The sequence below is a fragment of the Pedobacter sp. 22163 genome (assembly GCF_052045595.1).
Taxonomy (GTDB): Bacteria; Bacteroidota; Bacteroidia; order Sphingobacteriales; family Sphingobacteriaceae; genus Pedobacter.
Map to the genome: position 1 here is coordinate 370671 of NZ_JBQEPM010000002.1, position 21281 is coordinate 391951.

Sequence of the window (21281 nt, forward strand, 5' to 3'; positions counted from 1 at the left end):
ATATTGTTGATTTTTAGATATTTATGATTTATTTTACTCCTGGTATAAAATTGGCATAAATGCTTGCAGATTTCATTTTACTAATTATTTGATATGTTTAAATTAAATTTGAGAATCGCTTGGCGAAACCTTTGGAAGAATAAAGGCTACACGCTTATCAATATTCTTGGACTGTCAATCGGGATGGCCAGTTGCATCCTCATTTTTATTTTTATCCGTTTTCAACTCAGTTTTGATGAAGGTTATAAAAATGAAGACCGGATATATCGGGTAGTTACCGATTGGAAATACAATGCTTTTGATGATTTTTCTGCTGGCGTGCCCATACCTTTTACCGCGGCAGCGAGAAATGAAATAGTCGGTATAGAAAAAATTGGTGCCATAGCTAAAATGGGCGACATAGTACATGTTAAGGATGATAGCGGTAAGGAAATTTTAAAGAGCAACGAGAGCATTTACTTCGCTGAACCCGAATTTTTTGATGTACTCCACATCAATTGGAAATATGGCAAACCCGCGGAAGCCTTAAAAGCACCTAACAGTGTAACCCTATCTGAAGCGATGGCCATTAAATATTTTGGTAGCATAAACAATGCAGTAGGCAAAAGTATTACGCTGGGTACAAAGACACAATTAAGGGTTACTGGGGTATTTCAGGATATGCCACAAAACTCAAGTTTTCCACTAAAAATAGTAATCGCTTACCAAAATTTATATAATTATTATGGTAATAGGGATTGCTGGGATTGCATAAACTCAAGCTTAAGTAGTTATGTATTGCTTAAAGAAGGACTGAGCAAATCAGATCTTGATGGCGCAATGGCAAAATTTAATAAAAAATATTATGCAGATAGGAAAATTGAAGGCAACCAGGTCAACAGACTTCAGGCTTTAAAAGAGATCCATTTTGATGAGCGTTATGATAATTTTGCAGATGCAACAATCGCCAAAAGCCAGATTTATGGTCTTGCCATTATCGGATTGTTTTTAATCTGTACTGCTTGTATCAACTTTATTAATTTAAATACGGCACAGGCCATTAACCGATCTAAAGAGGTTGGCGTACGTAAAGTAATGGGAGGCAAACGTAAACAGCTTATTGTACAGTTTTTAACCGAAACGGTTGTATTGGTATTAATTGCCTTATTGGTTGCCTGCATTATTAGCGAGTTGGCCATACCGTCCATGCAGAACCTTTTCAAAAATCGAATTACCTTCAGTTTGTTCGGTCATCCGGTCATTTTCTTGTTTATGATTTTGCTGGTTGCATTTGTTAGCTTTTTGGCTGGCTTTTATCCGGCTATGATTATATCAGGCTTCAATCCTGCTTTGGCCATAAAAAATAAAGTTAACCTTAATAATAACGGTTTAAGCCTGCGTAAAATCCTGGTTGTGGTTCAGTTTGCAATTACTGTTATACTTATCATCGGAACCATTGTAATTGTAAATCAAATGGATTACCTGCAACAAAAACCATTAGGTTTTAATTCTGCTGCGGTAGTAATGGTGGGAATGCCCGGAGACAATATAAGCAGAGGCAAGCGTGATAATTTTAAAGAAAGGGTTTTGAAAATCCCTGGTGTACAGTTGTTAAGCTATTGCCAGGCACCACCTTTATCTCAGAATGTAAATTCTACTAATTTTACCTTTAATGGGGTAATGAATAAAGACTTCGAGGTACGAACCTGTAAGGCCGACGAAGATTATTTTAAGCTTTTTGATCTAAAAATAATTGCCGGTAAAATTTTTATGAAAAGCGATACAGCCAATGGATATGTGGTGAATGAAACTTTCCTTAAAAAGGTCGGTATAACCAGGCCCGAAAATGCCTTGGGCAAAACAATCAATACCAGTGGAATTAATATTCCTATTGTAGGGGTGGTGAAAGATTATAATGATAAATCGTTAAAAGAGAGCATTTCTGGTCTGGCTATTTCTGCAGATAAAAATCAATATTGGCAGGCTGCGATAAAGTTAGAAGGCAACCATCTGATCGCTACAACGAAACAAATAGAAGCCTTATGGACTAATACTTTTCCGAACAACATTTACGATGCAGATTTTGTTAATGACAGGATAAAAAATTACTACGAAAGTGAACGGGTTATGGGAATATTATTTAAAGTATTTGCCAGTGTAATCATTTTTATTTCCTTTATAGGTTTGTTTGGTCTAATCTCTTTTGTGGCCATGCAAAGAACGAAAGAAGTGGCTATCCGTAAAGTTTTGGGTGCATCTACCTTACAATTGGTGAAAATGCTTAACGGATCTTTTTTGTTGATGGTATTTGTCGCAAACATGGTAGCATGGCCGCTTGCGTATTTATTCGTTTCAAAATGGCTTTCGGGTTTTGCCTATAGGGTAGATCTGAGCGTTTGGCCATTTGTTATGGCTATGGTGATATCAATGCTGGTTACTTTAATAACAGTAAGCTTTCGATCTTATAAAGCCGCGAATGCAAACACCATTGATGCACTTAAATATGAATAAAGGTAAGGTTTAAGGTGAAAAGGCGTAAGGTTAATGCGCCAACACCCTAAACCTTACACCTTAAACCTTAGGCCTTATGTTCAAACTCAACTTAAAAATCGCACTGCGGAGCTTATTTAAAAACAAAGTTTATGCGGCCATTAATATTGGCGGTTTGGCTATTGGCTTAACAGCATTTGTACTGATGCTTTTATACATCAACCACGAAGAAAGCTACGATACCTGGTCGCCACAATTAAAAGACGTGTATCAGGTGCGAGAGAAACACAGTTTTTTTTCGCCCGATAACGAAGATCATTGGCAGGAGATAAACGATAGCCGGATGGCAAACCTTGTAAGGGAAAATATTCAACAAGCCCTTGCTGTTACCCGCGTAACGGCAGATTGGGATTTTAGCAGTGGTTATTCAGTTAAAATTGCTCATGCCGATCCTGTTATGGTTATGGGGATGAAAGATGCAGACAGTAGTTTCTTTCAGGTATTTCCGTATAAGTTTTTACAGGGCGATAGCGAATCGGCTTTAAACGTTCCGAAATCGGTGGTATTGAAAGAAAGTTTAGCCAGAAAATTATTTGGAACGGAAAAAGTATTGGGGAAAACGTTAAAGGTATTGATGTGGCGGAACGATCCAGGTACAGATTTAACGATTACAGGAGTGGTTGCTGATCCTGAAACGCCCCAAAGCGTTGGCTTTAATGCTTTAATGCGTACCGGTGAGGAAGACAAAGTTCCCGAATCTGCCGGTAACTTTCATTATTGCCAGATTTACGCCAAATTAAACCAGGTAGCAGATACAAACGCGTTAAATCAAAGTTTGTTGAAAATCTATACCGATTACCAAAAGAAATCATTGGTGCAGCGCAAGTTACAGTACAATGAGATCTATAAAAATGGTAAAACACCGGGTTTAAAAGTTATCCCTTTAAAGGATGTTCATTTAAATCCGCCTTTTAAACTAAGTTGGATAGAAAAGTTAAGGCCAGTAATTGGTATTTCCATCTTTTTGCTTGTTGTTTCGATCATAAATTTTGTAAATCTTGCTACAGCCCAATCGGTCCAAAGAGCTAAAGAAGTAGGAGTTAAAAAGGTTTTAGGCGTGTATAAACGTGAACTTATTGCTCAATTTTTAGTCGAATCGGCCTTGCAGAGTATGATTTCTCTATTCTTATGCGTAGTGTTGATCGAAGTTGTGCTTCCGACTTTTAACCATCATTTTAATGTTCAGCTCAGTTTTTGGCTCAATCCACAGCTCAATACGATGTTGATTCAATTATTTGGCCTTTTTAGTGCAGTCACTCTGCTTGCTGGTTTTTATCCTTCGTGGGTATTATCGAACTATAATCCGGTTGCAGTGTTAAAAGGAAGTTATGAAAGCGGATTAAAAGGTGTTTTGCTAAGGAACGGGCTGGTTGTTTTTCAATTTGTGATTTCTATAACCTTTATTATAGCCATTGGCATTATGCATAAGCAAACCCAGTTTATTAGCAATAAAGATTTAGGTTTTGAAAGAGGGGAGCTGGTAAACATTAAGACTAATTATGATGAAAGCTTTGCAGAAAAACTTAGAAAAATTCCAGGTGTACAGTATGTTGCAACAACCACTCAGGTAATGGGAAATGCATTTAATGTGCCAGAAGAAATCATATACAAAGGCAAACAACTTAATATGAATACCGTTACCGTTAGTATGGATGCCTTGCCAAGCTTGGGTGTAAGGGTTCTTCAGGGTAGGTTATTTGCTAAAACCTATAAACAAGATACCATTAACACCGTTATTTTAAACGAGGCTGCAGCTAATCTGATAGATAAAAAACCGGTCGGAAAGTCTTATAGCATTAAGGATGGAGATAAAAGTTATGTTTTCCAGATTGTCGGTGTAATCAAAAATTACCACAATGAAGGGTTTGATAAAGCCGTTTTGCCTACCATTTACAAGGTTACACATTTAGGAGGAACATCTTCTACCAATAATTTACTGTTACGTTTAAATACTTCCAACACTGGCGGAATTATGAAAAAAGTTCAGTCAGAATGGAAGCGGGCCTACCCCGATTATCCGATGGAATACAAAGCAATGGATGACGTTTTTGCTGATGTTTTAAAAGAAAACAATCGGTTTATAAATATGATCGTGCTATTCAGTATCTTGTCGGTATCTCTTTCGTTGTTAGGCCTTTTTGCACTTTCTACTTTTGTAGCCAAACGTAGAACTAAGGAGGTAGCTGTAAGGAAAGTGCTCGGCGCTTCTAACCTGCAGATTATAAACTTGCTAAATAGATCGTTTTTACTACTGGTGTTAATTGCCAATTTAATTAGCTGGCCCATTGCTTATATCCTAGTTAAAAAATGGCTCGATGGTTTTGCTTATAGAATTGATATGCCTGTCTACCCATTTTTGATTGCTACAATAGTTTCACTAGTGATTTCGGCATTAACGGTTAGTATTCAAGCCAGAAAAGCAGCCAATGGCGACCCTGTACACGCACTTAAATATGAATAAGAACTGCGTGTAGCGTTTGGCGTTTAGCGATAAATTCAAGCTAACCGCCAAGCGCTTTGCGCCAAACCCATAAAAATATGATACAACTTAATAACATCGAAAAATATTACGCAAACAAAGGCATTAAAAACTACGTGTTGCGTTTGGTTACCACAACAATTAAACAAGGAGAATTTGTTTCCATTATGGGCCCATCAGGCGCAGGGAAATCTACTTTGCTCAATATTATTGGCATGCTTGAAGAACCAACTTATGGTTCGTATGAGTTTCTGGGTGAGGATGTAACCTCTTTGAATGAACGTAAACGCATTGAACTTTATCGAAATCACATCGGATTTGTTTTTCAGGCCTACCACTTAATTGATGAAATGACCGTTTACGAAAATATTGAAGCCCCATTGCTGTACAAAAAAGTAGGTAGCTCCGAGCGGGCAAGTAGAATTGCAGATCTGTTAGACCGTTTTAATATTGTGGCCAAAAAAGATTTATTCCCGAATCAACTTTCAGGCGGGCAGCAACAATTGGTTGGTATAGCAAGGGCATTGGCCGCTCAACCATCTATAATTCTGGCCGATGAGCCAACGGGCAACTTGCAGTCGGCTCAGGCAGAAGAAATTATGACATTGTTTAAAAAACTAAATCAGGAAGATGGAATTACCATTATCCAGGTTACACACTCCGAAAAAAATGCGCAATACGGAAACAGGATTTTGCACATTGCCGATGGTGTAGTAAAGGAGGACGTGGCAATATTAAGTTAGAACCAAATTATTATCAAGCAAGAGGTTGAGGATAAGTATGGATTTGGAATGGTAACTATTTCTATCTGTATTTATCCTTTTTATCTTTGGTTAAATTAACTTTGCAACATGAAAAAATCCTTTATCGATCAAATGGGCAGGGAAATTTCCATCATTTTTCCACCTAAACGGATTATTTCTGTTGTGCCCTCACAAACAGAATTGTTATTTGATTTGGGATTAGATAAGGAAATTATAGGATTGACCAAATTTTGTATCCATCCTATAGAAAAATTTGCAGAAAGAACCAAGGTTGGCGGAACAAAAAAGCTCAACATCGATTTAATCAAAGATTTAAAACCCGATTTGATTATTGGCAACAAAGAAGAAAATACGCAAAGTGATATAGAAGAGCTTGCAGCAGACTTTCCGGTTTGGATGAGCGATATTTTCACTTTGGATGATGCTATGAAGACCATTGGCCAGATAGGGGAGCTTGTAGATCGAGACCCCGAAGCTAGTTACCTTAACCATTTAATTTCTGCTGGATTTAATGATCTGAAAATACTTGCACTTCAACAGCATATCGATAAAAAGGTTGCCTATCTCATCTGGCGCAAGCCCTACATGGCTGCTGGAAAAAATACATTTATTGATGATATTCTGCTGATTAATGGCATGACGAATGTGATTATACAAGAACGTTATCCATCGGTTACACTTGAGGAACTGAAAACTTTAAATTGCGAACTGATCCTATTGTCGTCAGAGCCATATCCTTTTGGCGAAAAACATATTGAAGAAATACAAGCTGTCATTCCTGAAGCAAAAATTATATTGGTAGATGGAGAAATGTTCAGTTGGTATGGAAGCAGATTGGTTAAAGCTGTTCAATACTTTTTTGAGTTTCAGAAGCAAATTATTAGTTTTTAAAGGCAAATTTTTATAATTTGTAGCGTACGGTTAAATCATCCCGTTATCATACCATTACAATTAAAAATCATAATCCGATGAAAAAAATATTAATACTATCCCTGTTCGTAGCCCTAATTTCCAGTTGCAGTTCAATGAAAAACGGCGGGAACTCCAGTACAGTTACCGCAAGTGGAACAATTGAAAAATTAGGCATGACTACGTTTCAATACGGTACACATTTATTAAAAGCCGACAATAAAACTTATGCTTTAAAAAGTGCTAGCATAAATCTAGATACCTATTTAGATAAGAAGGTTACCATAAAAGGCAAAAAGGTTTCCGGCTATCCATTAGAAGGCGGACCTGAGTTGGTTGATGTAACTCTGGTGAAATTTTGATACCTATCTGATTAAGATAATGGCGTTATTCCCGTGAAAACAGGAATCCTAAAGCTTCAGCCATGGTTCATTAACTTTCTGATGCATTAAGATTGCCAGTCAAGCTGGCAATGACGGGCAGTGCTTAGGGGACTGTAAAGATGTACGCGCGACCATTGAAATTAAATTTTGTTTCTTCACAAAGTCTTGCAAAGATTTGATTATTCAATTTAGTTTCTATCTTTGCAATCCTTAAAAACATCCTAACTGCGGAAGTGGCGTAATTGGTAGCCGCACCAGACTTAGGATCTGGCGCTTCACGGCGTGGGGGTTCGAGTCCCTTCTTCCGCACAACAAGATCAACCGTTCCGATTTAAACATCAGAACGGTTTTTTTATTTCACAGCTTCTTGATCTTATAAACAGTATCATCGGTCTGTTACTCAACCATTGATACTTCGCCTATCCTTGCCATCTAAACCTGATCGCAGTGGTTCCGATTTTTCATCGGAAAGAACGGAGAGCAGGACTGCATTATCCTAAATGCCACCAAACTTGCTTTCCAAAAAGAATAAAGGCTTAAATTTATTTGAAACAAAACCAATATTTTGTTTCAGCAATAGACCTGCTTTAATTTACAAATTCTTTATAGTCTTTGCCTGCATACATCATCACAAAAGCACCCAGCAAGCCTTCTGAGTAATTTTTTCTCCTTAAAAACTAAATAGTTAGCCGCTTTTTACCAAAATAATCAATAAAATATTGCTGATGCCTTTTGATTATTCAATCTTGTTTCTATCTTTGCAGTCCTTACAACATCCTAACTGCGGAAGTGGCGTAATTGGTAGCCGCACCAGACTTAGGATCTGGCGCTTCACGGCGTGGGGGTTCGAGTCCCTTCTTCCGCACAACAAGATAAAGGCCGTTCCGATTTAAAAATCGGAACGGTTTTGTTTTTAAAAACATTGATTAATAAAAATTGATGTGCTGTGCCGGTTATGGCGATATGGTTTCTTCTCAAATCTCATATCCCCCGTCTAAAGCACATCTTACTATATCTCAGAAAAAATGAATATTACACAGGAAAAAACCGGCAACTTAAATGCTGTTGTAAAAATCAAAATCGCACCTGCTGATTACACTGGAAAAGTAGAGAAAGCCATTAAAGATCAAGCTAAAAAAGCACAATTACCTGGTTTCCGTAAAGGAATGGTTCCTGCAGCCCACATTAAAAAAATGTATGGCAAAAGTATCTTGGTAGAAGAGGTTAACAATTTGTTGAACGATACTTTATCTAACTATATCGCAGAGCAAAAATTAGAAATTTTAGGTCAGCCACTTCCTAAAATGGATGATGAACGCGAATTTAAATGGGATAATACAGATGATTTCGAATTTGATTATGAGTTAGGTTTAGCACCAGCTTTTGACGTAAATCTTTCATCTAAAGATAAATTTACAGAATACGTAATTAAAGCTGATAAAGAAACTTTAGAAAGCCGCATCAAGAATATCCGTCGTAGCTATGGTAAAATGACTAATCCTGAGGTTTCGGCTGATGATGATGTACTTTACTCTGAATTAACTCAGGTAGCTGCAGATGGCACTGCTGTTGAAGGCGGTATTACCAGTACTGCAACTATTCGTTTAGATCAGGTTAAAGATAAAAAAATCCTTAAATCGCTAATTGGTTTAAAGAAAGATGATGAAGTAACCATCGATATCCAAAAAGCATTAGAAGATGCTGCAGTAATCGCAAAAGCTTTAAATATTTCGGAAGAAGAAGCTGCTGAGTTAAAAGCAAACTTTAAACTTCACGTTAAAAACGTTAACCGCTTAGAAGAGTCAGATTTAAACCAGGAGTTTTTTGATAAATTATTTGGTGAAGGTACTGTAACTGACGAAGCTGGTTTCAGAGCAAAAATTACTGAAGAAGTAGAAGGTATGTTTAAACAAGATGCTGAGCGTAAATTATCTAACGATATTTATGAAGCACTTTTAACTAAACACAATTTCGAATTGCCTGATGAATTTTTACGTCGCTGGTTAAAGGCTACAAACGAAAAATTAACAGACGAAGAGTTAGCAGAAGGTTATGATGATTTCGCTAAAAACCTTAAATGGACTTTAATCGAAAACAAAATCATTAAAGATAACAGTATCGAAATTAAATATGAGGATGTAGTTCAGGCAGCTAAAGCTAAATTAGACGCACAATTCAGAATGTATAGCCCAAGTCCGCTTCCTGAAGATCAATTGGCTCAATATGCCGTTCAGTTTTTACAAGAAAAAGAAAATGCAAACCGTGTTTTCGAAGAGGTAAAAGCATTAAAAACTTTCGAACAAATCAAATCTGTTGTTACTTTAGAGCAAAAAGATATTGATTACGATAAGTTTATTGCACTGGATAAAAAGTAAGCGTTTGGCGTAAGGCGCTTTGAAAATGATTGTGCTATTGCTATATTTAGTTATGGCTCAATTTAAATTTCAATCGCTCGAAGTTTGGCAGTTATCAATCGCAATAACTGATAAATTACTTGATATAGCTGACCGATTGTCAGTTGATAAAAGATACAGATTTGCAGAGCAGCTCAATGGGGCTGCTCTTAGCATATCTAATAATATTGCCGAAGGCTCAGGCTCGGTTTCCAATAAGGAATTTGCTCATTATCTGAATATTGCGCACCGTTCTGCATTTGAGAATGCGAATATTTTAGTAGTTTTAGAACGAAGAAAATATATTTCTGACATAGAACTGAATGATTATCTTGAAGAATTAGATAAATTGGCACGGAAATTAACCAACTTCAGAAAATATTTATTAAAATAACTTGCGTATTTGGTTTAGGCTTAACCCGCTTATCGCAAAACGCCAAACTCTATAACCATGAACATAGATTCACAAGAATTCAGAAAATTTGCCGTTAAACATCAGGGAATTGGCGGTTTACACGTAGATAAATTTATTGCTCAGGCTAATCTGGACCCTAAGAGCATGACACCATATATCATTGAAGAACGCCAGTTGAATGTAGCTCAAATGGATGTTTTTTCTAGGTTAATGATGGACCGTATTATCTTTTTAGGTGATGCGATTTACGATCAGAATGCCAATATCATTCAGGCTCAGTTGTTGTTTTTGCAATCAACAGATGCCGATAGGGATATTCAGATCTACATTAACTCTCCAGGTGGTTCGGTATATGCAGGTTTAGGTATTTATGATACCATGCAATATATACAGCCAGATGTTGCTACAATCTGTACAGGTATGGCAGCTTCAATGGGAGCAGTTTTATTGGTAGCAGGTGCAAAAGGAAAACGTGCTGCATTACCTCACTCAAGAGTAATGATTCACCAACCATCAGGAGGCGCACAAGGTGTAGCATCTGATATGGAGATCAACTTGAGAGAGATGTTAAAATTGAAAAAAGAATTATACGATATTATTTCAGAGCACTCTGGTCAAACTTATGATTGGGTAGAGAAAGCTTCAGATCGCGATTACTGGATGACAGCTGACGAGGCAAAAGGATTTGGTATGGTTGATGAAGTGTTATCGAGAAACGCAAAAAAAGATGGCGAAACAAAATAAAGAATCCCGTTGTTCATTCTGCCATTCTGGCAAGCATGAAACGTTAATGTTGATTGAAGGCATGGATGCATTTATCTGCGATAAATGTGTAACCCAGGCCAATCAGTTGCTTGCGCAAGAATTAGGGACCAAAGGGACAAAAAATATTCAGGAGGCGATAAACTTATTAAAGCCTCTTGAAATTAAACAACATCTTGATCAGTATGTTATTGGTCAGGATGATGCTAAAAAGGTATTATCCGTTGCCGTTTACAATCACTACAAACGTTTAAATCAAAAAGTTGATAAAGACGAGATAGAGATCGAAAAATCAAATATCATGTTGGTGGGTGAAACCGGTACCGGTAAAACACTTTTGGCTAAAACCATTGCGAAAATTTTGCATGTGCCATTCTGTATCTGCGATGCAACTGTTTTAACCGAAGCAGGTTATGTAGGTGAAGATGTTGAAAGTATTTTAACGCGCTTGCTTCAAGCTGCTGATTATGATGTAACGGCTGCAGAACGCGGTATCGTTTACATTGATGAGGTAGATAAAGTAGCGCGTAAAAGTGATAACCCATCCATTACACGTGATGTATCGGGAGAAGGTGTTCAGCAGGCTTTATTGAAAATTTTAGAAGGTACAGTTGTAAACGTTCCACCTCAGGGCGGACGTAAGCACCCGGATCAGAAAATGATCCCGGTAAATACGAATAACATTCTGTTTATCTGTGGGGGGGCATTTGATGGCATTGAACGTAAAATTGCCAACCGTTTACGCACCCAGGCTGTAGGTTATAAAGTTAAGAAAGATGAGACAGTTTTAGATCTTAAAAATCTTTATAAGTATATTACACCTCAGGATTTGAAATCTTTTGGATTAATTCCGGAATTAATTGGTCGTATACCGGTTCTTTCCCACTTAAACCCATTGGATAAAGAATCTTTAAGAAACATTTTAATCGCACCTAAAAATTCATTGATCAAGCAGTATGTGAAGCTTTTTGCTTATGAAGACGTAAAGCTTGTTTTTGATGAAGATGTTTTAAATTTTATTGTAGATAAAGCAATGGAATATAAATTGGGGGCACGTGGTTTAAGATCGATCTGTGAAGCGATTATGTTGGATGCGATGTTTGATACGCCAACGCAGACGGATGTCAAGGAATTGCACATCAATCTCGATTACGCGATAGAGAAATTTGAAAAGGCCGACTTTAAAAAGTTGCAGGCCGCTTAAAAATTCAATCCTCTCGCTAAGGCGGGGGGATTTTTTTTTAATACAATATTTGTTAACGCTAAGCGCCAGGCGCTATGCTCAAAACTAAAAGAATATGAACGAAGAAAAAGACGTAAAAAAAGACGATGAAATAGTAGAGAAATCGAAAAAAGTAAAAGAAGTAGAAACTCCCGTTAAATCAGGATTAAAATCGAAAGATGAAATTGTTAAAAACTGGTTGCCACGTTATACCGGTAGGCCCTTAGATCAATTTGGCGATTATATCCTGTTAACCAATTTCAGTAAGTATGTAACCATGTTTTCCGAATGGAACGATAATGCTCCGGTTATGGGTTTAGATAAGCCTATGCAAAGCGTTACCGCAAATGGCATTACGATTATCAACTTTGGTATGGGAAGCCCATTGGCAGCAACCATGATGGATTTACTGACGGCTATTAAACCTAAAGCTGTTTTGTTTTTGGGTAAATGTGGTGGTTTGAAGAAGAAAAACCAATTGGGCGATTTAATTTTGCCTATTGCCGCAATCAGGGGTGAAGGTACATCGAATGATTACCTGCCGGCAGAAGTACCTGCGTTGCCAGCATTCGCCTTGCAGAAAGCGATTTCTACAACCATACGCGATCATGGTAGAGATTACTGGACCGGAACCTGTTATACCACCAACCGCAGGGTTTGGGAGCACGATAAAGAATTTAAGAAATATTTGAAAACTTTAAGGGCAATGGCTGTAGATATGGAAACAGCTACGATTTTTACTACGGCCTTTGCCAATAAAATCCCAGCGGGCGCATTACTCTTGGTTTCCGATCAGCCGATGATACCAGAAGGTGTTAAAACTGCCGAAAGCGATAGTACTGTAACTGAGAAATACGTAGAAACGCACTTAAGAATTGGTATTGATTCCTTGAAACAGTTAATCAATAACGGGTTGACAGTAAAACATTTGTTATTTTAATGCGTAATAATTAAGCAGACCACAAAGACTCAAAGCACACCAAGATGATTTAATCCTTGTGTCCTTCGTGTCTTAGTGGTAAATCGCTATGCTTAAGTTATACGTCCCGGCAAGTAGCCATGTAATATCAGATCAGCCTCATTCGGAATGGTGTAATTACACCTGTTATGCAGCAGTACAATCCGATCAGAAACATCTAAAATTGATTTATAGTAATGATCAGTGATGATGAAACCTTTATATGCTTTTGCACCATCAATGTGGTTCTTTAGCTCTTCTACCCACAATGGTGATAATTGAGAAAAAGGCTCATCAAGTAATACGTATTCGGCATTGCTATAAATCATCAACAGGCATTCCAAAAAACGGCGTTCTCCGCCCGATAAGTTGTAAAATTTTGAGTTCAAATGATTTTTGACAAATTCGATCTGATGAAGTTCTGCTCCTTGTTTTTTACAAAAGATATCAATGGCCTGCAAAACATTAATCTGATCTGGAATGAAATTATCCTGCGGTAAATAAGAAAGGTTTTTTGATAAGTAACCTTTAGTATACACCCTATTATTTATATTGAGATATTTAAAGTTGGCTTTTACACTCCCGAAAATAATCTTTAATAAAGTAGACTTTCCACACCCATTTCTGCCCAATAGGCCTACAACTTCACCAATTTGGCAGTTGATGTAAACGCTGCTCAAAATTTCTTTGTCGCCAAACCAATGGTTAACACTATCTACAAAAAGCTCTGGCATAAAAAGATAACGATTAGTATGATAATAAAAATAAGTGTATCATATAACACAAGGTTTGTCATGATTTTTCTAAAGGCTATGCCCTGATTTTTGAAAAAGTATGCAGTAGATTGATAAAACATGAAATATATGGCAAAAGAAAATAGCCAACCGATAAATTTAATGAATAAGGCAAAGGAGTAAATCCCTGGCTCCTTAAAGCCATTTAAAATGAAAAATACCGATGTGAGCAAGCTGACCAGTACATTCCATAAGAAAATGGGCTTGTATATAGTTAAGGATTTTTTGAGTAGGGCAATCGACATGACTTAAAGATATAAAATCATAACGATAAACTTAGTTGTAACTAAACAAAAAAAGATCGGCTACTTGCCGATCTTTTTTTGTTTATATGAACTTAGTCTCTTATCCTAAATAAGATTTTAAGATTTTACTTCTTGAGGTATGACGTAAACGCTGTAACGCTTTATCCTTAATCTGACGAACACGTTCGCGGGTTAAATTAAACTTTTCGCCAATTTCTTCCAGAGAAAGGGGATGGTTAGAGCCTAAGCCGAAGAATAAAACGATAATTTCTCTTTCTCTTTCAGTTAAAGTAGATAAAGAACGTTTAATTTCTTCTGATAAAGATTCATTAATCAATGAGCTATCCGTATTTGGTTCGTGGTTTTCCAATACATCTAATAATGTATTTTCTTCACCTTGAACAAAAGGAGCATCCATTGATACGTGGCGGCCTGAATTACTAAGTGTGTCCGAAATTTTATCCACTGTAGTTTCTAAAATATCGGCAAGTTCTTCAGGAGAAGGCTCACGTTCGTATTCTTGCTCTAATTTAGAGAAAGCTTTACTGATCTTGCTTAATGAACCTACCTGGTTTAAAGGTAAACGTACAATACGGCTTTGCTCGGCAATTGCCTGCAAAATAGATTGACGAATCCACCAAACGGCATAAGAAATGAATTTGAAACCTTTAGTCTCATCAAAACGTTTTGCCGCTTTAATTAAACCTAAGTTACCTTCATTGATTAAATCGCCTAAGGTTAAGCCCTGATTTTGATATTGTTTTGCAACAGATACAACGAAACGCAAGTTGGTCTTAGTCAATCGCTCTAATGCAGCCTGATCGCCCTCACGAATCTTCCTTGCTAAAATTACTTCCTCTTCTGCTGTTATTAAATCTACTTTGCCAATTTCGTGTAGGTATTTATCTAATGACTGACTTTCACGGTTGGTAATGGATTGCGTTATCTTGAGTTGTCTCATTTATACGAATTGTGTGCTCTTTAATTATTGAGTGTGCAAAGTTACGAAATTGTATAGCAATCCGAAAGGATAAAATGCTGAAAATGTTACTGTTTGCACAAGTTTTTTACAGTTTTACTTACAGCAAAAACCATTCCAAATAAAATCCTGACATTGTGTGTCTGAATAATTGCATTATAATTGCTTATCGAATATTATTTATTGTAAATCAATAAATATATTTTGAATTATAATAATTTATTATTTATGTTTGTACTTAAATGATTGAATAAATATGACTTTTGTTAATTTTTAAATTATTTAAAGCAAGCAACCAAAGTCTTTATTATGGAGTGTTTTTCAGCATGTAGTTTTTGTCAGATTGCACGAATAAAAATCAAAACAAGAAATCGGCTAAATTATAAACAGTAAGTTAAATCTCAGGCATTACATTTTAAACTGGTATGTAATTATGGAAATTAAAATAACAACCAATCAGATTTTGAAAGTATTACAGGTACTTTCGTGGGTAATTTTTATAGGCCTATGTGTCGAAGCCGGTGGGGTAATTGTTAATACAGTTATTACCACATTTATAAACCCGCAGGGTGTGAGGAACTTTTGGGATGGTGAAGATTATTTGTCAAGTGTTTACAAATTTGATCAGGGGTATTTCCTGGTTATTACGCTCGTTATGATTATTGTTGCTGTGCTAAAAGCAATCATGTTCTATCTAATTGTGAAATTGTTTATCGATAAAAAACTCAGTATTTCTCAGCCTTTCAGCATAGAATTGAAGCATTTTATTTTGATACAGGTTTTTTTAGCTCTTGGGATAGGGTTTTTTGCCCATTTAGGCTATAAGTATACGGTTTGGCTTGCAGAACAAGGCGTTATGGCCGCTAACCCCCAATTGTTAAATATAGATGGAGCTGATGTGTGGTTCTTTATGGCTGTTGTGCTTTTTATAATTGTACAGGTTGTAAACAGAGGAATAGAAATTCAACAAGAAAACGATTTAACGATATAATCATGAGTAGTGCAGTGAAAATTTTAAGAAACTCGGCTTATAGCCTGATTGCTTACGCGCTGATTTCAGCCCTAACACATTTTGTTTATGCTGCAATAGATTACAATAACGGTATTTTAAAAATTAATGTTGTCAGACATTTACCAGCAAACAAAGTTAATGTTAACGGGTTTGATTTTACAAATAGTGAAATAGGGATAATACAGATAAAACCTAGCCTTATGGATTCAATGATATTAGAAAATCAAATGTTCAACGATGGCGGTATAAGTGTTGTTTTTTATCTCGCACTAGGTTGCTCAATTTTATTAGCCATAAAGTTTAAATTGATCAATATCTACAAATTGGAAGAGCAGAATATTTATCAGCTATTGGTTATAATTATGTTTCTGTTTTTAGCGATCAGTATTGCAGGGACGACACTGATGGATAAGTATGTTGGCGACCTTACAGGTGGTGCATTTAAACACGACCGTACACATGGTTTTTCTAATCTTTATCCTATGGGACTGATTATACTTGCAGTTGCAACCTATCAGTTTATTGTGTATACCAGAAAACTCAAGCTGGAAAACGATTTAACGATATAAGCCCATGCCCATAATTGTAAATTTAGATGTAATGTTAGCCAGGCGTAAAATGTCGTTAACCGAATTAAGTGAACGTGTAGGGATAACGATGTCTAATTTATCGATACTCAAAACAGGTAAAGCAAAGGCTGTCCGTTTGGAAACTTTAGAGGCGATTTGTAAGGCTTTAGATTGCCAGCCAGGAGATATTTTAGAATTCCGCGCAGATTAACTTCCGAAGTCTAGAAGGGATCGAGCGCAGGAAAGACTTCGTAAGTTTAGCGATAGGTTTTTTGCCGGAGTACGACGGACCCATGTTAAATAAACCTGATAGAGCGAAATACTTTTTAACTGTAGTGCCCATAAATTTTGTTGTCGTGCTGGGGTACGAAGCATCTGCACCCGATTAAACAGATGCTTCGTGCCTCAGCATGACAGTTATTGTTTAAAAAGATTGAAGTAATAGCAGGGCTTACGTAACGAAAAGAACAGGCCCTTGATTTTCAAATAAGTTTGATTTCTTTCGACAGTTGTAAGTATAGATAACAAACCTCACAGGTTTTCAAAACCTGTGAGGTTTAAATAAACAAAAAAACCTTCCAGTTTTCACTGAAAGGTTTTAAAATATGTATTACTTTAAGCTTTGGTCTTTCGACTTTTAGCTTAAGCCTACGCTTGTTCAGCCAATACTTTAGTAACTAAATCTGCAGCTTCTTTTAAAGCGATTGCTGAGTAAACCTGAAGGCCAGACTCATCAATTAATTTTTTAGCTTCTTCGGCATTTGTGCCTTGTAAACGGCAGATAATTGGCACTGGAATGTTGCCGATTTCTTTATAAGCATCGATTACACCTTGTGCAACACGGTCGCAACGAACAATACCACCGAAAATGTTGATCAAAATTGCTTTAACGTTAGGGTCTTTCAAAATGATGTTGAAAGCCGCTTTAACTGTTTGTGCATTAGCAGTTCCGCCAACGTCTAAGAAGTTAGCAGGCTCACCACCGGCCAATTTAATAATATCCATGGTAGCCATAGCTAAACCAGCGCCATTAACCATACAGCCTACGTTGCCATCAAGGTTAACAAAGTTTAGATTAGAAGCACTTGCTTCAACTTCCATCGGATCTTCTTCCGTAACATCGCGCATTGCTGCGTAATCAGGGTGACGGAACAAAGCGTTTTCATCCAGATTCACTTTAGCATCAACTGCAATTACTTTATCATCTGAAGTTTTTAATACCGGATTGATTTCGAACATTGAAGAATCAGTTGCTTCGTAAGCTTTGTATAAAGCAGTTACAAATTTAACCATTTCTTTATGTGCAGCACCACTAACGCCTAAGTTAAAAGCTACTTTACGCGCCTGGAAACCTTGTAAGCCAACTTTAGGATCGATTTCTTCTTTGAAAATTAAGTGTGGTGTGTGCTCGGCAACTTCTTCGATATCCATACCACCTTCCGTACTGTACATGATAATGTTACGGCCTTTTGCACGGTCTAACAATACCGAAATGTAGAATTCTTTGGTTTCAGAAGCACCTGGATAATAAACATCCTGAGCAACTAAAATTTTACTCACTAATTTACCTTCGGGGCCGGTTTGAGGAGTAACCAATTGCATACCAATAATATCGGTTGCACGTTGTTTAACTTCTTCAAGGTTTTTGGCTAATTTAACACCGCCACCTTTACCGCGACCACCAGCGTGGATTTGCGCTTTAATTACAACCCAGTCAGAATTGTAATCTATTTTCAGTTGCTTAGCAGCCTCAACAGCTTGCTCGGGAGTATCGGCAACTATTCCTTCTTGAACGTTAACACCGAAACTTTTTAATATTTGTTTACCCTGGTATTCGTGAATATTCATTTGCTACAAAATTTGCCCAAAGCTACAATTTCAAACCCTTTAAACAAATAGCAATTGCCGATTTTTTCAGAAAATGAACGTTTTATGTTAATCGGGAAATTAGTGCCTGTAATGTGCATTAGTTTATGGTGTCCGCTGATTTCGCAGTTATGCGCAGAGATTTTTTATTTGAAAGTGAGAGGGCGGTTCTTCGTGGCGGCTGGCGGCCCTGCTTTCCGCTATAAGTCCTCACTATGCTCCGGGCTTACCGCTGTAATCAGGCTTAAAAACAAAGTTGGTTTCTAACAAATGCAAAAAAAAATATATTCCCTCTACGCTAATTATCTTAAATCTGCGGGAACAAAACGGTTAATAGTGTTCTTTAACTTCCTGCAAATGGTGTTCCGAAGATACCAACAGCTAATTCTGCCCAGATAAGGAATAAGGCCAGTAAAATAGCAACAAGTATTACTGTTCTTAGGGTACCCGTTTTTAAATTTCTGATTACAAGTTCAATAGCTAAACCTGTGCTGAATAATAATATGCCTGCGATTACAAAATCGGATAGTGTCCAATTCACTTCATTAGTAAACTGCATGGCTATTAATGGAATAGCCAATATTGACGCTATTACACTTAAAATGATGGTAATTCTTAATTTACCTGAATTTAATGTTTCTTGATTTTTCATGATTTTATATTTTAATATACGTTTTAAATGGATAATTAAATAATTTTTAGCTTCCCTGATGCGGTTTGCATCAGGGAGCTAAGGGGTGAGCGGTTAATTATAATTTAGTTTATTAATAATTTAAGCGATACCAGTTTTTTGTGATTTTAAAATTATTTTCCTTAAAAGAAGATTGAATTTCTTTTTCTAAACGCTCAATTTCATTAGGATCATCTGTATATACAAATGCTGAATAATGACTTAAAAAACCACGGTTAATGAAAAACGCTACCGTTGCCTGATTTTTTTCATTTGTGGATATTGAAATGTCATTTCCTCCATTTGATATTAGTGCGTACTTAAATTCGTCCAGATGATGAACTGATTTGTTAGCATCGTATATTATGCTGCCACTTTTAATCCGTGATATGATTTCCTCTCTTTGTCCTTTTCTGAAATGCCAATCAATTTTTTCAAAATAGTCTTCACTAAAAAGTGAAATAGTACCTAGGCAAACGCCGAAAATTAATGCGGTTATATGGAATTTTGTGGTTATACCTTTTTTAGCTATAATACTGTATAGTAAAAATGATGACAGAATAAGTCCAAGAAAAAGGTACGGTAGTATAAATACAAAGGACATAAAACCCCCTCCATAATAATATATAAATGGACCCTGCAAAATGGATAGAAAAATTATTAGTAGCGCTAGCAGATTCTTTGACATGATTTTATTTATTTAACCCAAAATATTCCGCCGTATTCCAATCCTGTAAATTCCACGATAACCAGCCCGATTTCTCGTAACGTTCTTTGAAATAACCAATTCGCTCATCTAATTTTCTCATCAATGCTTCTTCTGGCCGATCTACTTTGGCAACTTCCGAATCGTTATTGATTGAAGGATGGATTTTTGACCGGTTTTTATCTAAGAATGGAAGTGTTTTTTCTGATAAAGAGGTCAAATAATAAGGATCGATAGCAACGGCATCAACATGGTTGAGGTTGTATTTTACAATTAAAACATCCCAGTTAATGGTGCTAAAAGCAAGTAGTAATGCAAACCAGACGTTCCCGTTTACTTTAAAGAGATAAAATATGGTTTTCTGCTTGGCTACCTTTAAATAAACGGTGGCCAAACCAATGATACAAAGAACGGCAAATACCAATACACCGATTCTTTTGTGCGTTAAACCATGAAATTCGATATAATAGCCATCGCGGATAAATACCGAGATAATCAGGATAAAGTTCTGAATCATCCAGGTAAAGGCAAGCGCCCTTAATGTTTTGCTTTTGCGATAAAAATTTAGATTTCCCCTAAAAAAGTAAAGGATTACGGCCATGGCCATTACAATACTAAATATTAGTGTATTGGTACCCTGGTGCAGCTCTCCAGAAAAATTTCCTGAAGGTTTATAGCCGAACCACAGCGTGGTAATGTCGATGGCATTTAGTAACAACAATAAGAGGTTAAGTGCAACAAAGGAAATTACCCCAATAATATATTCGGTTTTTAATGCCATTTTCCTTGTTAAGAGGTTACCACTAAATGTTTCGACAATGTGGTACCAAATCGTTTTTTGACCTGCTGCTCTTCTGATCCTTATCAATTGTTCCTTGCATGTCAGTTCTGCTTTTTCTAAACTTTTATCAAAAAATGCGAATAATAAACCTCCTGTTAAAACTAATCCGAAACAGAAATGTATGATGCGTTCGATACTTAAATCTTTGAAAAAGAAATGGAGGATATCTTCAAAAAACAGTCCAATGTTAGTTAATACACTTTCGGCATAATGCGCAAAAACATTATTGGCTGCAGAATACAAACATGTAAAAAAGATTACGGCAATAACAGGTATAAAAATGTACTTGATTAATTTGAAAAAAGGTTTCAGGTTAAAATTGCCTATGCTTATTTTACTTAAATGTTTTACTGCATTAAAAGGAACGGTGATCATCTGTAACATACTGGCAAGAAAAGCAGTAAAAATCGTTCTGATCTGCTGGTTATGACTAAAACCGATAAATAACAGCAAACTGATGTAATAAGTGGCAACGGATAAATCAGAATTATTAACCACCACCAGTACTGCGGCCAAAAGGTGTGCTGAACCATAAATTTTTAGTTTGGTACTTTTAACTACGTCGGGGTTAATAAAGGTGATAGCCAATAAATAGATGCTATAAATAAGCAGATTGAGCGCTAACCTTTCCTGCCAGAAGAGAAAAGTAAACAGGAGGCCACCCAGCAGAACAGAGAGTGATAAGAGGTTGGATCTATTTTTCATTTTGTTTAAGGTTTAAGAATTGAAATAACTTATAATAAGTATGTAGATAATGACTAAGGGAATATTTAATAGCATGCAGA

The 21281-nt window shown here is 36.5% G+C and carries 19 protein-coding genes and 2 tRNA genes; 15 read left to right on the top strand and 6 right to left on the bottom strand.

The features are described 5' to 3' along the window. The first annotated feature begins 93 nt into the window (after positions 1-93). The 12 genes from ACTJKN_RS06010 (at position 94) to ACTJKN_RS06065 (ending at position 12796) form a co-directional block, all read left to right on the top strand. Positions 94-2490 carry an ABC transporter permease gene (locus ACTJKN_RS06010; protein ID WP_440823455.1) on the top strand — a complete coding sequence of 799 codons (2397 nt, stop codon included), beginning with the start codon at positions 94-96 and terminating at the stop codon, positions 2488-2490. Positions 2491-2566: 76 nt separating this feature from the next. Next, positions 2567-4990 carry an ABC transporter permease gene (locus ACTJKN_RS06015; RefSeq protein WP_440823456.1) on the top strand — a complete coding sequence of 808 codons (2424 nt, stop codon included), beginning with the start codon at positions 2567-2569 and terminating at the stop codon, positions 4988-4990. A gap of 77 nt (positions 4991-5067) precedes the next feature. Beyond that, positions 5068-5751: an ABC transporter ATP-binding protein gene (locus ACTJKN_RS06020; protein WP_131028980.1), complete on the top strand. Its 684-nt coding sequence runs from the start codon at positions 5068-5070 to the stop codon at positions 5749-5751. Positions 5752-5859: 108 nt separating this feature from the next. Continuing rightward, the gene (locus ACTJKN_RS06025) at positions 5860-6663 is read left to right on the top strand and encodes a helical backbone metal receptor (RefSeq protein WP_440823457.1); all 804 of its coding nucleotides are present in this window, start codon (positions 5860-5862) and stop codon (positions 6661-6663) included. Between the two features lie 77 nt (positions 6664-6740). Next, positions 6741-7043: a hypothetical protein gene (locus ACTJKN_RS06030; protein ID WP_440823458.1), complete on the top strand. Its 303-nt coding sequence runs from the start codon at positions 6741-6743 to the stop codon at positions 7041-7043. 248 nt (positions 7044-7291) lie between these two features. Then, positions 7292-7373: transfer RNA gene (locus tag ACTJKN_RS06035), tRNA-Leu, on the top strand. A 474-nt stretch (positions 7374-7847) separates the two neighbouring features. Then, positions 7848-7929 (top strand) — tRNA-Leu (locus ACTJKN_RS06040). Positions 7930-8089: 160 nt separating this feature from the next. Beyond that, on the top strand, positions 8090-9439 hold the full coding sequence (tig, locus tag ACTJKN_RS06045; protein ID WP_440823459.1) for a trigger factor: 1350 nt from the start codon (positions 8090-8092) through the stop codon (positions 9437-9439). Between the two features lie 52 nt (positions 9440-9491). Beyond that, entirely contained in the window at positions 9492-9851 is a 360-nt protein-coding gene (locus ACTJKN_RS06050) for a four helix bundle protein (RefSeq protein WP_440823460.1), read from the top strand. Between the two features lie 57 nt (positions 9852-9908). After that, entirely contained in the window at positions 9909-10616 is a 708-nt protein-coding gene (gene clpP / locus ACTJKN_RS06055; RefSeq protein WP_029280325.1) for an ATP-dependent Clp endopeptidase proteolytic subunit ClpP, read from the top strand. Continuing rightward, the gene (gene clpX / locus ACTJKN_RS06060) at positions 10600-11838 is read left to right on the top strand and encodes an ATP-dependent Clp protease ATP-binding subunit ClpX (RefSeq protein ID WP_440823461.1); all 1239 of its coding nucleotides are present in this window, start codon (positions 10600-10602) and stop codon (positions 11836-11838) included. The genes clpP and clpX overlap by 17 nt, the downstream gene beginning before the upstream one ends. A 94-nt stretch (positions 11839-11932) precedes the next feature. Then, entirely contained in the window at positions 11933-12796 is an 864-nt protein-coding gene (locus ACTJKN_RS06065) for an AMP nucleosidase (protein WP_230143951.1), read from the top strand. A gap of 92 nt (positions 12797-12888) precedes the next feature. On the opposite strand, the gene ACTJKN_RS06070 is transcribed toward ACTJKN_RS06065, so the two are convergent. Continuing rightward, positions 12889-13548 carry an ATP-binding cassette domain-containing protein gene (locus ACTJKN_RS06070; protein WP_440823462.1) on the bottom strand — a complete coding sequence of 220 codons (660 nt, stop codon included), beginning with the start codon at positions 13546-13548 and terminating at the stop codon, positions 12889-12891. Between the two features lie 405 nt (positions 13549-13953). Next, positions 13954-14814 carry a sigma-70 family RNA polymerase sigma factor gene (locus ACTJKN_RS06075; protein WP_010601359.1) on the bottom strand — a complete coding sequence of 287 codons (861 nt, stop codon included), beginning with the start codon at positions 14812-14814 and terminating at the stop codon, positions 13954-13956. Between the two features lie 451 nt (positions 14815-15265). Here ACTJKN_RS06075 and ACTJKN_RS06080 point away from each other — a divergent pair, with 451 nt between their 5' ends. The 3 genes from ACTJKN_RS06080 to ACTJKN_RS06090 are packed head-to-tail and all read left to right on the top strand — an operon-like array spanning position 15266 to position 16624. Beyond that, a complete protein-coding gene (locus ACTJKN_RS06080; protein WP_440823463.1) occupies positions 15266-15823 on the top strand; it encodes a hypothetical protein in 558 nt (185 codons plus the stop codon). Positions 15824-15825: 2 nt separating this feature from the next. Continuing rightward, on the top strand, positions 15826-16413 hold the full coding sequence (locus ACTJKN_RS06085) for a hypothetical protein (protein ID WP_440823464.1): 588 nt from the start codon (positions 15826-15828) through the stop codon (positions 16411-16413). A gap of 4 nt (positions 16414-16417) precedes the next feature. Beyond that, complete coding sequence (locus tag ACTJKN_RS06090) at positions 16418-16624, top strand: helix-turn-helix domain-containing protein (RefSeq protein ID WP_108200565.1); 207 nt, start codon at positions 16418-16420, stop codon at positions 16622-16624. A 437-nt stretch (positions 16625-17061) separates the two neighbouring features. On the opposite strand, the gene sucC is transcribed toward ACTJKN_RS06090, so the two are convergent. From sucC to ACTJKN_RS06110, 4 genes are all read right to left on the bottom strand, one after another. Further along, positions 17062-18261, bottom strand: a complete 1200-nt coding sequence (gene sucC, locus ACTJKN_RS06095; RefSeq protein ID WP_025142947.1) for an ADP-forming succinate--CoA ligase subunit beta — start codon at positions 18259-18261, stop codon at positions 17062-17064. A gap of 361 nt (positions 18262-18622) precedes the next feature. Then, positions 18623-18931, bottom strand: coding sequence for a hypothetical protein (locus tag ACTJKN_RS06100; protein ID WP_440823465.1), 309 nt, complete (start codon positions 18929-18931; stop codon positions 18623-18625). Between the two features lie 112 nt (positions 18932-19043). Continuing rightward, complete coding sequence (locus ACTJKN_RS06105; protein WP_440823466.1) at positions 19044-19637, bottom strand: hypothetical protein; 594 nt, start codon at positions 19635-19637, stop codon at positions 19044-19046. A gap of 4 nt (positions 19638-19641) precedes the next feature. Continuing rightward, positions 19642-21201, bottom strand: coding sequence for a DUF4153 domain-containing protein (locus ACTJKN_RS06110; protein ID WP_440823467.1), 1560 nt, complete (start codon positions 21199-21201; stop codon positions 19642-19644). Positions 21202-21281 lie beyond the last annotated feature (80 nt).